Origin of the sequence: Lebetimonas sp. JS032 (assembly GCF_000523315.1) — a bacterium.
In the GTDB taxonomy this organism is placed as follows: domain Bacteria; phylum Campylobacterota; class Campylobacteria; order Campylobacterales; family Nautiliaceae; genus Lebetimonas.
Genome location: NZ_ATHS01000001.1, coordinates 562,595 through 575,159 on the forward strand (window position 1 = coordinate 562,595; position 12,565 = coordinate 575,159).

13 protein-coding genes are annotated in these 12,565 nt (G+C 34.6%); 1 reads left to right on the forward strand and 12 read right to left on the reverse strand.

Annotated features, from left to right (window positions below; all coding sequences use genetic code 11):
- Positions 1–4: 4 nt before the first annotated feature.
- From DZ65_RS0103135 to DZ65_RS0103185, 11 genes are all read right to left on the reverse strand, one after another.
- Positions 5–1,336 (reverse strand): NADH-quinone oxidoreductase subunit N, encoded by a 1,332-nt coding sequence (locus DZ65_RS0103135; protein WP_024791188.1) that lies wholly within the window; start codon positions 1,334–1,336, stop codon positions 5–7.
- Entirely contained in the window at positions 1,336–2,763 is a 1,428-nt protein-coding gene (locus tag DZ65_RS0103140; protein ID WP_024791189.1) for a NuoM family protein, read from the reverse strand. The genes DZ65_RS0103135 and DZ65_RS0103140 overlap by 1 nt, the downstream gene beginning before the upstream one ends.
- A complete protein-coding gene (locus DZ65_RS0103145; RefSeq protein WP_024791190.1) occupies positions 2,763–4,613 on the reverse strand; it encodes an NADH-quinone oxidoreductase subunit L in 1,851 nt (616 codons plus the stop codon). Before DZ65_RS0103145 ends, DZ65_RS0103140 begins: the two co-directional genes overlap by 1 nt.
- Positions 4,606–4,914 carry an NADH-quinone oxidoreductase subunit K gene (locus tag DZ65_RS0103150; protein WP_024791191.1) on the reverse strand — a complete coding sequence of 103 codons (309 nt, stop codon included), beginning with the start codon at positions 4,912–4,914 and terminating at the stop codon, positions 4,606–4,608. Before DZ65_RS0103150 ends, DZ65_RS0103145 begins: the two co-directional genes overlap by 8 nt.
- Positions 4,915–4,916: 2 nt before the next feature.
- Positions 4,917–5,384 (reverse strand): NADH-quinone oxidoreductase subunit J, encoded by a 468-nt coding sequence (locus DZ65_RS0103155; protein WP_024791192.1) that lies wholly within the window; start codon positions 5,382–5,384, stop codon positions 4,917–4,919.
- Entirely contained in the window at positions 5,381–5,932 is a 552-nt protein-coding gene (locus DZ65_RS0103160) for a 4Fe-4S binding protein (protein WP_024791193.1), read from the reverse strand. Before DZ65_RS0103160 ends, DZ65_RS0103155 begins: the two co-directional genes overlap by 4 nt.
- 1 nt (position 5,933) lies before the next feature.
- Positions 5,934–6,905 (reverse strand): complex I subunit 1 family protein, encoded by a 972-nt coding sequence (locus DZ65_RS0103165; protein ID WP_024791194.1) that lies wholly within the window; start codon positions 6,903–6,905, stop codon positions 5,934–5,936.
- Between the two features lie 9 nt (positions 6,906–6,914).
- Positions 6,915–8,564, reverse strand: coding sequence for an NADH-quinone oxidoreductase subunit C (locus DZ65_RS0103170; protein ID WP_024791195.1), 1,650 nt, complete (start codon positions 8,562–8,564; stop codon positions 6,915–6,917).
- Between the two features lie 9 nt (positions 8,565–8,573).
- Complete coding sequence (locus DZ65_RS0103175; protein WP_024791196.1) at positions 8,574–9,047, reverse strand: NADH-quinone oxidoreductase subunit B; 474 nt, start codon at positions 9,045–9,047, stop codon at positions 8,574–8,576.
- Positions 9,031–9,369, reverse strand: coding sequence for an NADH-quinone oxidoreductase subunit A (locus tag DZ65_RS0103180; RefSeq protein ID WP_024787223.1), 339 nt, complete (start codon positions 9,367–9,369; stop codon positions 9,031–9,033). The genes DZ65_RS0103175 and DZ65_RS0103180 overlap by 17 nt, the downstream gene beginning before the upstream one ends.
- Before the next feature lie 144 nt (positions 9,370–9,513).
- Complete coding sequence (locus DZ65_RS0103185) at positions 9,514–11,223, reverse strand: ATP-binding protein (protein ID WP_024791197.1); 1,710 nt, start codon at positions 11,221–11,223, stop codon at positions 9,514–9,516.
- A 44-nt stretch (positions 11,224–11,267) separates the two neighbouring features.
- Here DZ65_RS0103185 and DZ65_RS0103190 point away from each other — a divergent pair, with 44 nt between their 5' ends.
- Positions 11,268–11,927, forward strand: a complete 660-nt coding sequence (locus tag DZ65_RS0103190; RefSeq protein WP_024787225.1) for a 16S rRNA (uracil(1498)-N(3))-methyltransferase — start codon at positions 11,268–11,270, stop codon at positions 11,925–11,927.
- A gap of 9 nt (positions 11,928–11,936) precedes the next feature.
- Here the strand turns inward: DZ65_RS0103190 and rdgB are convergent, their stop codons facing one another.
- A complete protein-coding gene (rdgB, locus tag DZ65_RS0103195; RefSeq protein WP_024787226.1) occupies positions 11,937–12,521 on the reverse strand; it encodes an RdgB/HAM1 family non-canonical purine NTP pyrophosphatase in 585 nt (194 codons plus the stop codon).
- Positions 12,522–12,565: the final 44 nt, after the last annotated feature.

Genomic DNA, 12,565 nt, shown 5'->3' on the forward strand with positions numbered 1-12,565 from the left:
GGAATTACATTGAAATTGTAGCATTAAATACGCCTGAAGCAAAAATCCCAAAATAAATTGTACCGGCCAACAGTATTAACTGACCTATCAAGCTGCCAGGTGTTATCGACAATTTAACATTATTTACAGGTTTGTCAAAATAGATATGTTTAACAATCCATGCATAATAAGCAACCGCCAAAGCGGAATTAAGAACAGCTATCAACACTATAGGCCAAAGACCGGCGTCAACTCCGGAATAAAATGCGACAGCTTTACTCATAAAGCCTGCCAAAAGAGGAATTCCCGCAAGCGAAAACAGCTGGACAGTAAATAAAAATGCATGAACAGGGGCTTTTATACCCAAACCTTTTATATCCTCAAGGAATTTAACTCCCCCTTCTCTTCTTAAATCGTTTAAAATCAAAAATACGCTTGTCTGCATAAAAATATATGCAATTGCATAATAAAGCACTCCTGCGTATGAATAAACGCTTGCCGCTGCGGCAAAAGGAATAAGGGCATAACCGCTGTGCGCGATGGAAGAATAAGCCAATATTTTTGAAATTCTTTTTTGCCACAAAGCCATAAAATTGGCAAGCGTCATAGTAATAATCGCAAAAAAACTAAAAATCAATACTGTCGCCAATGGATAAGCAATCATAAATTTATAAAATGCCTTAAAAATAGCTATTAACATTACACTTTTAATAACACCGCTTAGTATAGCAGCGGCTGCATGATTAACCTGGGAATATGTATCGGCAGCCCACGCATGCATCGGTACAATTGTAAGTTTGTAAAATACACCTGCAAGCATTATAGCTACGGCAATTAATGTAAATTTACCGTTTACACTCATTTCGGAATATGTAAAACTCTCTGTTGTAAAAGAGAAAAACGCAAATCCCAGCAAAATAATACCACTTGCTACTGCACCTGCTATAAATGCTTTAACCGCACCTTCCGCATTGTAAAAATTTCTTATATTTGCAACTAAAATATAAGAAACTATCGCAATAGACTCAAACAAAACAATAAATACAAAAAAATTATCTGTTTCGAGTATTGCAAGTGAAAGACCTGCTATAAAAAGCATTTGGGCTATTAGCGGCCTTTCAAATCCTGTAAGTGAAAGAGACACGGCCGCAAGTGTCGCAAGTAAAATATATTCAATCAATTTTGTGGCACTGTCGGTGACAAACAATGGAAAAACACTGCTTAAACTTTGATTGGTATAAACAAAATAAGCAGATGCTATAAATGCCAAAACTGCAATCAGTTTAGCAATAAATATATTGCTTTTATAAAACACTGGTACCAATAATCCCGCTGCAATTAATATTATAAAACTCATTACATACCTCCAAGAAAGCCGAATGCTTGATTTGCCAAATCAAAAATAGGCTGTGGATTTATTCCAAAATAAACAATTAAAACGGCAAAAACTCCCAAAGCAAATTTTTCTGCAATAGTCATTGAAAAATCAGATTTTATTACCGTGTCTGATGCTTCGCCGTGAATCGAACGTCTTACAGCCCAAATTATATAACCGGCACTTATCAAACTTCCCAAAGCAATTATTGTTATCCACCAACCATAGGCTTTAATAGCGGAAACTATAATTGTAAGTTCGCCTACAAATCCCATTGTTCCTGGAAGTCCTAAAGCTGCCATACCGGCTAAAATAAATATTGCGGAAGCATATGGTGCATATTTCATAATACCTCCCATTTCATCCATATACCAAGTATGTGTTTTATGATGCAACCATCCTGCAATTAAAAACAATGGTGATATAACAAGAGCATGCCCTATCATTTCATATAAAGCCGCACTAAGCCCGTCATATGTCATAGTAGAAACAGCAACCACAACAAGACCCATATGTGATATTGAAGAATAGGCAACCATTCTTTTAATATGTCTTTCAAATATGGCTAAACTTCCTGCAAAAAGTGTTGTTGTAAGCCCTATAATTACCATCCAAATAGCAAACTCTTTTGTAGTTTCAGGCATAAGTTCAACTGTAAACCTGATAAGTCCGTAAGCTCCCATTTTAAGTAAAACACCTGCCAATAATACAGAAATTGAACTAGGTGCCTCTACATGTGCGACAGGAAGCCAAGTATGAAGCGGAAAAACGGGCAGTTTTGCTGCAAATCCCAAAAACATCAGCCACCATATAAGTGCAGGAGTGGTAAGTGCCGCTTCTTTGATTAATGTTAAATCCCAGTATCCTGTCTGTTTAAATAAAAGAAAAAATCCCACAAACATAAACATTGCAAAAACGTGTGTAAAGAGGAAAAATTTTATTGCAGCATATATTCTTTTTTCTCCTCCCCAAATTCCTACAAGAAAATACATCGGAACCAAAGTCAATTCCCAGAAAATAAAAAACCATAACACATTAGTGGTCATAAAAACACCGAAAATAGGACCGCTGAACATAATGAGCAGACTAAAATATGCCGCTTGGTTTTTTTCTTCCCAGGACGTAAACACAACAAGAATCAATAAAGCCGATGTTAAAAGCAGCATTGCAATACTCAAAGCATCAACCCTGAGTGTCAAATCAAATCCAAACTGAGGAACGTTTAAATAATTCCCAAGCTCCAAAAATCCAACCTGAGGCAAATCTTTATACCAGCTAAACGCAATAAAAAATTCCACAATAAACCAGCCGAGTGCTATATATTTTGTATATTGTGGAGTTGATTTTGTCAAATAATAGACTAATACCGATAAAAATATCGGTGCAAAAATAATATCTACCGCTACCATCATAGACCCTTTACAATTATTAAGATTGCCAATACAATAATTGCAACACCGATAACCATTTGTCCCATATATGTTCCTATTTTACCAGTATGCCCTTTTTTGAAGATTTTATAAATTCTGTAACTTGTAGGGACGCTCCCGTCAACAATATAGTCGACAACATAAGTGTCAAACCATCTTGCAGATGCCGCAAGGGCATTCACTATTATATTTTTGCTAATCCAGGTAATCATTGCCTCTACATAATAACCGTTGAATAGAATTTGATGAATTGTCTGTACAAAATGGTGGGACCCTATTTTATAAAGTAAGTTCAGTCCTTTTACATAAAGTCCTACAACAATTAAGAAAATAACAAACATAGTTGTAAGCATAAATATACCAAGCCAGGCTATATGCTCCTCTACACCAGCTTCTCCTGTAATATAATGTACTATATTACTTTGCCAAATAGCAATAATAAGTGTTATAAAAGCCAATATTCCAAGAGGCAGTCTAATCCACAAATTACTTGGTTTATGTACGCTTCCCGCTATATCTTCGTTTCTCGGTTCTCCCAAGAAAACCAAAATCCAAAGTCTTGTAATATAAGCGATTGAAAGAAGCGCCGCTATTGTTACAAAAATTTTAGTAAATTCATTTCCGTGAAGCCATGCTGCCGTTACAACCATTTCTTTTGAAAAAAATCCGCTAAACGGAGGAACCCCCGCCAAAGAAAGTGAGCCCATGGCCATAAACAGGGCTATATAAGGAGCTTTTTTTACTAATCCCCCCAGTTTCCATGCATCTTTTGTGTGATGGGAAATATATATAATAGCACCTGCACTTAAGAACAATAACGCTTTAAAAATAGCATGATTTACCAAATGCATCATTCCGGCAGCCAAACTTCCGACTCCAAGGCCTACAAAAGCAATTGAAAGATGTGACATTGTTGAATAAGCGAGTATTTTTTTAATCTCTTTTTGTACAAGAGCAGAAGTTGAGCCTATAAATGCCGAAAGAGCGGCAACATTTGCCACAACATATAACGCATCTGTATAAGCATAAAAATCAAAAAGTCTTGCTACAATATAAATACCACTGTTAACCATAGTTGCACCATGGATAAGAGCTGAAACTGTAGTTGGACCTTCCATTGCATTCATTAGCCAAGGATATAATGGAAATTGACCAGATTTACCAATTGCACCCATAAAAATAAAAAGAGCTGCAACCAGCGCAACTGTTTTATTAATCTCTCCTGCATCTGCTAAATGATTTAGCTCTACTAAATTAACTGTTCCTACATAATAATAAAGTAGTCCAATTGCTGCTAAAATAAATATATCACCAAATCTTGTATATAAAAATGCTTGCATACCTGCATTAGCAGCAGATTTTTTATAATACCAGAAACTAATTAAAGCATAACTTGCAAGACCCATAAATTCCCAGCCGACAAACGCACCTATCAAATCTTTTGTAATTACAAGCAGTATCATACCGCCTATAAAAAACAGTACTTTTGCATAATATCTCGGTTGGTCTGGATCGCTTCCCATATAATCATGTGCAAAATGAATATCAGCAAACCCAAGACCAGTCGCTATCAAAAGCATTACAATGGAAAGATGGTCTATATAAATTCCAAAAGGCAAATTAATTTCACCGTAGTGAATCCATGTATAATCAATATTTATAGGAGAGCCTGAATGTGTTAAAAATATAACAATACTTGCCAAAAACAATATTGCGCCTGTAACTTCTGCTACCCAAAAAGCCAGAGGCTGTTTTAGTTTACCTAAAACATACGCCAAAACTGCACCGATAAACGGAGCGTATAATAAAATGTTTACTGCATTATTCATCTTTCACCGCCTTATCCAGGTTATCAGGTATTATTTCACCTGTCATCCTTGAACTTAATATAAATATCAAAATACCTGCTGCCGCTTCAAGTGTGGCAATAACTATAATTACATAAGCTACGGCCAAACCTCTTGTAAATCCAAAATGATACGCCGCACTTGCCAAAAGCAGAATTACCGCATTTAAAAGCATTTCAAGAGAAAAAAATATTTTTAAAAAATCACTTTTACTTGTAACACCATATAATCCAACGCCAAAAAGCATAAGCGCAAAAAAAGCGTCAATATAAAAACTAACCATTTTTATTCCTTTTCATGTTTTAGAGTGTGCAGCATTCTAATACTTCCATATAATATACTTGCTCCCACTACACCTGTAAAAATAGCTATTTCAGCATAAAAATCGGTAAACACCTTTACCTGTTCTTCAAGAGGTATAGGCTTGCCGGCATTTGGAATTTCAGGCATTAAAAACGGAATTATCACCAACCCTATCAAAACAAACGTTACAACCGCAACAGCCCACGGCCTAATTTTAAATTCAGGAAATTTAGCACCTATAACCGTCACACCGAAAAGTGTTAAAACAACAATCCCCCCGGTATATACAAATATTTGGAAAAGTCCCAACAGTTTTTCATCCATTCCTATATAATAAATACCGAGTAAAAACATCATCGTAACAAATGACATCACGGCACCCACGGTATTTTTTTGGGTTAGACTCATAACAGCAAGAACTAATGCTAAAAATAAAATCAGTATACTCATTTTTCTTCTCCTTTTGGAGCTTCAGACTCTTGTTTTTTAGCTTCAGCTTCTGCTTTTTTCTTTGCTTCTGCTTCTGCTTTTTTCTTAGCCAGCATCTCAGCTTTTTTTCTTGCTTTTTCCTCTTCTTCTTTTTTCTTCTTTTCAATCCACTCTTCCGGCACGTCAACCCTTACCCAGAAATTTTCAAGAGTGTCGTGTGTTCCATCATGCGTAATCATTTCTATGTCCCCGCCTGAAAGTTTAATGGCTTTTTCAGGTTTGGTAGGGCACACATCTTCACATAAACCGCAAAAAATACAAATAGCTAAATTTACTTCCGGTACTTTATTCGGCCTTTTAATAGGAAGCGGTTTCATTTTAATAGCATCCACAGGACAAATTTTATTACATGCATCGCATCCGGTGCATATATCATATCTTACAACATGCCTTCCCCTGAAAACTGGAGATTTATGTGCCGGCTCTTTTACCACATCCTTAATAGCCTCTCTCGGCTCGGTTACTGCTTTTAAAACCCTTAATACTCTTTCGCTAATCTGGAATAACATTTTAAGCTCCTAATATATAAATTCTTGCAAATGTAACCCAAACCAAATTGAGTATAGCCATAGGCGTGAGCCAGCTCCAGGTAAATTTCAACATCTGATCAAGCCTGAGCCTTGGATTTGACGCCCTTATTGCAACAACCATAATTGCAATTAAAACTATTTTAATAAACAGCCACCAAAAACTCTCAAACCCCAACCCTCTGTATCCGCCGAAAAACAACACCACCGCACTGGCACTTACAACAAGTATTTCGGTAAATTCCGCAAATTTAAGCAAAACATAATTTGTTCCGGAATATTCAGTATAAAATCCGTAAACAATTTCCTGTTCCGCATCCGGAATATTAAAAGGAGGCTGTTCAAGGATTCCAAGCATTGCTATAATATAAATAATCGCACCCGGCAGTAAAATTAATGTGTTAAGCCATGTATTACTCTCCATAATTTCATATAAATTCATAGTTCCAAAAAGAACTGCCGGTGAGAGTGAAGCAAGAAAAAACGGCGATTCCATTGACAACATTTGTGAAAGTATTCTCATCCCTCCAAGAAGAGAATATTTGTTATTACTTCCAAAACCTGTAAGGAACAGTAAAAACGGTTCAACCCCAATTAATACAACAAGTCCCAAAACTCCGTAATTTGTATCTATAATCCCATGCCCGTTATTAACCAAAGGACTCCATGGAATTAAAAACACAGCAAGTGCAGCCACCAAAGGGGCAATTATGGGAATAATATTAAAAAGATACGGATCAGCACTTTTAGGAGTCACATTTTCTTTTACCAAAAGTTTAAACACATCATATACTGTTTGTAAACTGCCGGCAGGCCCGTTAAAATGAGGACCCACTCTTTTGTGAACATAAGCCAGAGCTTTTCTTGAAAAATAAAAAATAAAAAAAGTCCAGCCTAATAAAAATATAAGTCCAGGAAACACAAAAATATAAAAAAGTATTTCACCTATTCCCATTTTATCTCCTTATCTGTCTAAATCGCCCTGACATATATGCATACTTCCGTAAAGCAGCGGAATGTCAGATAATGTTTTTCCTCTTAAGAGCTTATCAAGCACCATTGTATGGTTTACACTCGGAGCTTTAAGTTTAAGCCTGTAAGGGCTGGTTGCTTTTTCACCTGTTACTAAATGCATAAGCATTTCGCCCCTCGCCCATTCAACTCTTGCTACAGCCTCTCCTTTTGGAAGTCTTTTTGGAATTCTTACCAAATGATCTTTCATTGGGTCCATTTCTCCCACTTTAATACCTGCTTCAATTTTTTTCACTGCCTGTTTTATTAAATCAATAGCCTGGTTTATTTCTTTATAGATTATAAAAAGTCTGTCTCTTGCATCTCCGTTTTCACAGGTCACATAATCCATTTCAAGCTCCCCGTAACCCGCATAAGGTTCATCTATTCTTACATCTGTTTTATATCCGCTCGCTCTGGCTATAGGACCTGCTAAATAAAACTCTTCCACATCGTTAATAGAAAACACTCCAAGATTTTTTGCCCGTGTGGTCATAAGCGGATTTTTCATAAAAATATCTTCGATATCAGGTTTAACACTTTCCCATTTTTTAATTGCTTTTTCTATTTCCCCAAACCATGTTTTATAATCACTTAAAGGAAACCTCACTCCCCCCGGTTCAACACTTGCGGTTGCGATTCTTGCACCGCTGTAATCTTCCAATACATCCAGGAAAAATTCCCTGATATCCAGTGTCCACATTAAAAATGTCTGAAGGCCCATAGTTCCGAAAAATCCACCCATTGAAATCAAATGGCTTGCAATTCTTCCGGTTTCACCGAGAATAACTCTCATAAATTTGGCAAAAGGGGTTATTTCTTTACCGGCAATCTCTTCTACAGCCTGGGAATAACAAATCATAGGATTGGGATTGTCCATAAAGCAGATTCTCTCAACCGCCGTAATAGCCCCTATAAAATCTTTTCTCTCAGCTAAATTTTCAAGTGCCCTCCATACATATCCTATGTCTGGGTCTATTTTTTCAATAATTTCCCCGTTTGTGGTAACTTTTAATCTGATTGGCCCGCTTGCAGGATGCGTAGGCCCCCAGTTTAATATTGTATGAGCGCTCTCATGCCCTATTTTTTGCTCATTTTCATCGAAATCATCAAAAAAATCTTTTGTAATAATATTAATATTTTCTATTAAATTTTTTTCATGGGAAACCCAGTCAAAATCTTTTCTGAAAGGAAATTTTCCGTAAAAATCCTGGGAAATTAAAAAATACCTGAGATTCGGATGATTTTTAAATTTTACTCCGAAAGTCGAATAAGCCTCAAGTTCATGCCAATCGGCACTCGGAAAAAGAGGGGTAATTGAATCAATTTCACATTTTTCAAGCTCTCTTGGTAAATCAACTTTAAGCCATACATTTCTTTTATTTTTTAAATCTTCCAAAAAATAATTCATCTCAATTTTATCTTCATCTATAAAATCGGTAGGTGAAACGGTTGAGCAGGTTTTAACCCCCTCTTTTTTTAAATCTTTTACAACATTTAATAGATCATCTTTATTTTTAAGTTTTACTTTCACCCATGTTTTTTTATAATCTTCAATATATTCGTTTTCATAATTTTTTAAAATATCTTTAAGTTTATCCATTGCCATCCCTTAAAATTTCATTTGTTTCCATAAGCCCCCCTGGCTAGAAGCACTCGGCTCGCCTCTTTTTATTTTTTCTTTAAGTTCTTCAAGTCCGGCAATAATGGCTTCCGGTTTTGGAGGACAACCTGCCACAAACACATCGGCAGGCAGAATTTCGGTCATATTTTTAATTACCGCTGGAGAATCATTATAAGGACCCCCGTCAAACGCACATGCACCTATGGCAACCACATATCTGGGTTCCGGCATCTGCTCATATGTTCTAAGAAGAGCCGGAAGAATTTTTTTACTTACAAGCCCTGTAATAAAAATAATATCGGCCTGTCTGGGAGTTGGCGTCATTATATATCCGTATCTTTCCCAGTCATATCTCGGGCCCATGGATGCCAATATTTCAAGAGAGCAGCAACCGCTGCAAAAATGAACTATCCAGGGTGAACGGCTTCTAGCATAATTAAAAAAATCAAGCACTTTTAGCATTTCTATACTCCTTCATACTGATAGTAATAGCCGCGAACAGCAATACACCAAATATCATCGCCCAGTTTAAGGCATTTTTATTATCTGCAAAAACAAACAAAGAAAAGAAAAGCCCAGCCATATCAAAAACAATAAATGCAATCGCAAAAATAAAATAATTGAAATTGGCTTTGTTTGGAACTTCGCTGCTTGGCGGAAGCCCGCATTCAAAATGATCGTTTTTAATTTCACCAGGATTGTAAGGTGCCACTATTATACCCAACAGATACAATAAAACCACTCCTGTAATCAAACCTGCGGCTATTGCCAAAATTAAACCCATTTCATCTCCTTTTTAATTTCAGTATAACAAAATTATAAAATATTTTCTCTCAGTTTAATAATTATAAGAAAAATTTATGAAAAAACAAATCTTTACAAAAATTTTACAGGTTTTCTGTTACATTAAGTAATAAATATATATTCACTAATTTAAAAAACCTATCTCTTTTTCACTGTCAAACGCATTTATTTTTTCTTTTCCAATCTCTTCTATAAAATCTTGAGTTTTAAACACAGAATTTTTTCTCATAGCAACTTTTAGGGCGGTATTTTTTATTATGACCTCAATTTGAGCGCCGGTTAGTTCAAATGATGAGAGTTTTTTAATATCAAAATTTTCTTCGTATTTAGCATTTTTAGGAAGCTTAAGCTCCCATAATTTCAATCTTTCTTTGAAAGACGGTTTTTTAAATTCTATTTTTATATCAAATCTTCTTGAAAATGCTTTATCGAATGATTCAAGCAGATTGGTTGTGGCAATTAGAATCCCATCAAATTTTTCGATTCTTTCTAAAAATATATTTTGCATCTGATTGTGCATTTTATCGGCACTGCTGAAGGTTGCGGTTGTTCTTGTGCTCAAAAACTGATCAGCCTCGTTTAATAAAAGCACAGGTTTTGTTTTGAGCTTTTCCGCAACCATATTATATTCGTCAAAAAGTTTCCTTACATTTTTTTCACTCTCACCCACATACATGGAAAGTATTTTAGAGCAGTCAAGACTGAGCAGAGACTTATTAAGCTCTTTTGCCAAAGCCAAAGCCGTAACTGTTTTACCGGTTCCCGGATATCCGTAAAAAATTATTTTAGCCTCTATGTCGTTTGAGCTTTTTATTCCCCATTTTTTTAATTTATTTATTACTTTTTTATCTATCTGTTTTAACAAAGTATTCAGACTCTCTTTTGTATTCTCATCCAAAACAATATCTTTTAATGAATATTCGGGCTCAATAAAATCAAAAAGCGTTTCTTTTACAATATGTTCAATTTTATGTTTTGTTCTTGGATGTATCAAATCTTTGAGTATTTCATCATTTATAAAAAATATTTTTGTAAAACCGCCGAAAGCACCTATCAGTTCGTCATAATCCACAATTTCCTCGCTTACAAGCTTTGAATTCTCATCCAGCAAACTTCTGTTTTTTATTCTTTCTATCTCATCACTGCTGACAAGATTTAATAAATAATTCATTTCCCTTGCATTTTCATTCGAATTGGTGTACTCTTCTTTTAAAAGAGCCAAAAATATTATTTCCTCTTTTTCATTTAATTCATACTCTTTTATAAAATTAATTACCGGCAGGTCAATTTTTGTTTTTTTAACTTTTTCTTTAATTGTATTTTCAATAAGTTTTAATTTGCTTTGAAGCCTTTTTATACTTGAGCTTGTTTTGGAAAAAGAATTTTTTATATTTGCAAGCTGTTCGTATATTTCTATTCTTAAAAATTCGTCGTGCAAAAATTCCAGATGGTCACTGTAAGGTTTATTTTCAGGCACCACAAGTTCGAGTGAGCCCTGCTCTATTAACCTTAAAAAAGCGATGGAAAGAGAAATACTAGAATTAAAAAGCTCCAGATTGGTCATATCGTTTATTTTAAACTGTCCCACTGAGCTTATTACAATCCATCCCTCCTCTATCAGATTTTTTATTACGTATATATTTTCAAGGGCTTTGAATTTGTCTTTTCCGAATATCGAAAATAAAATTTCCTTTACGCTGACATCCTCTTTTGAATCCAGATAAAATTCAAGCATTATTTTTAATATTTCGGTTTCTTCTTTTTTTAAATTTAAAACTTTGTAAACAGTGCTGTTTTGGGGATTTTTTAAAAAAGATATTATATTATTTACCAAACCCTCTCCTTAATTTTATTATAATTATATCAAAAAGGCGCTAAATGCAGTTTTTATATTATCCCGACCCTCAAAACAGGATTATTTTAACAGGTGAAAGCCATAAATACCTTTTTAAGGTAAGAAGAAAAAACAGAAACGAACCTGTAAAAATCAGGAATTTAAAAGACGATTGTTTATATATTTATAAAATAGACGAAATAAACAAAAAAGAGGCTTTTTTGTCTCTTATTGAAAAAAAATATTTTCCAAACAGACCAAAAACATTTTTTCATATCGCATGGTGTGTAATTGAGCCTAAAAACATGGAAAAAATAATTCCTTCGTTAAATGAAATAGGAGTGAGCAAAATAAGCTTTATATACTGCGATTTTTCCCAGAGAAATTTTAAATTAAAACTTGAGCGAATTGAAAAAATTCTTATAAATTCCTGCCAGCAGTGCGGAAGAAGTGACAAAATGCAAATAGAAATTTTAAATTCAAGTAAAGATTTTTTTGAAAAATACCCTAATTTCAGCGCACTTGATTTTAACGGAAAAGAAATAGAATTTAACAAAAACATAACCATGCCGATTTTAATAGGGCCCGAAGGCGGATTCAGCGAAAAAGAAAAAGAAAAATTCAGAGAAATTTACAAACTTCAAAGTTTTATATTAAGAAGCGAAAGCGCAGCGTGCGGCATATGTGCTAAAATATTACTTTAAATGAAAAAATTATTTAATAACTTTTAATATATTCTCAGCTAATTTCAGGGCTTTTGTTCTGTGGGATATTTTTTGTTTTATTTTTTCATCCAGTTCACCCAATGTATTATCAAACCCTTTTGGAATAAACATAGGGTCGTATCCAAAACCTTTATCACCCTTTGCTTCATCTATAACATCACCATGCATAAAACCATGCGTAGTAAAAATTCCATAAGGTGAAGCTATTGCAATTGCTGCTGTATAAAAAGCCGGGGTTTTTTTTATATTTCTTTTTTTAAGTTCGCTTATCAGCTTTTTTAAATTGTCTTTGTCACTTGCTTCACTTCCGGCAAACCTTGCGGAATAAATTCCGGGAATTCCACCGAGGGCGGGAACGCTTATTCCGCTGTCATCTGCCATTACTAAAAATTCCGGAAGTTTTTCAGCAACGGCTTTTACTTTTATAATCGCATTTTCTTTAAAACTTTTTCCGTTTTCCTCTATTTCAAATGCCTGAATTAAATCCGTATAGGGGATTATTTCAAAATCTTTTAAAATTTCTTTTATTTCCCTGACTTTACCTTTATTTGAAGAAGCCAAAACTATTTTCATAAAATTTCCTTATTTTTAACTTTTTTTCTATCAAATCATTTTCT

Coding starts and splice junctions, on each gene's coding strand:
- DZ65_RS0103190 (WP_024787225.1), top strand. CDS start 11,268: ATGCAGTTTTTATATTATCCCGACCCTCAAAACAGGATTATTTTAACA.
- DZ65_RS0103155 (WP_024791192.1), bottom strand. CDS start 5,384: ATGAGTATACTGATTTTATTTTTAGCATTAGTTCTTGCTGTTATGAGT.
- DZ65_RS0103150 (WP_024791191.1), bottom strand. CDS start 4,914: ATGGTTAGTTTTTATATTGACGCTTTTTTTGCGCTTATGCTTTTTGGC.
- DZ65_RS0103140 (WP_024791189.1), bottom strand. CDS start 2,763: ATGGTAGCGGTAGATATTATTTTTGCACCGATATTTTTATCGGTATTA.
- DZ65_RS0103135 (WP_024791188.1), bottom strand. CDS start 1,336: ATGAGTTTTATAATATTAATTGCAGCGGGATTATTGGTACCAGTGTTT.
- rdgB (WP_024787226.1), bottom strand. CDS start 12,521: ATGAAAATAGTTTTGGCTTCTTCAAATAAAGGTAAAGTCAGGGAAATA.
- DZ65_RS0103180 (WP_024787223.1), bottom strand. CDS start 9,369: ATGGGTTTAATTTTGGCAATAGCCGCAGGTTTGATTACAGGAGTGGTT.
- DZ65_RS0103145 (WP_024791190.1), bottom strand. CDS start 4,613: ATGAATAATGCAGTAAACATTTTATTATACGCTCCGTTTATCGGTGCA.
- DZ65_RS0103160 (WP_024791193.1), bottom strand. CDS start 5,932: ATGTTATTCCAGATTAGCGAAAGAGTATTAAGGGTTTTAAAAGCAGTA.
- DZ65_RS0103175 (WP_024791196.1), bottom strand. CDS start 9,047: ATGCTAAAAGTGCTTGATTTTTTTAATTATGCTAGAAGCCGTTCACCC.
- DZ65_RS0103170 (WP_024791195.1), bottom strand. CDS start 8,564: ATGGATAAACTTAAAGATATTTTAAAAAATTATGAAAACGAATATATT.
- DZ65_RS0103165 (WP_024791194.1), bottom strand. CDS start 6,905: ATGGGAATAGGTGAAATACTTTTTTATATTTTTGTGTTTCCTGGACTT.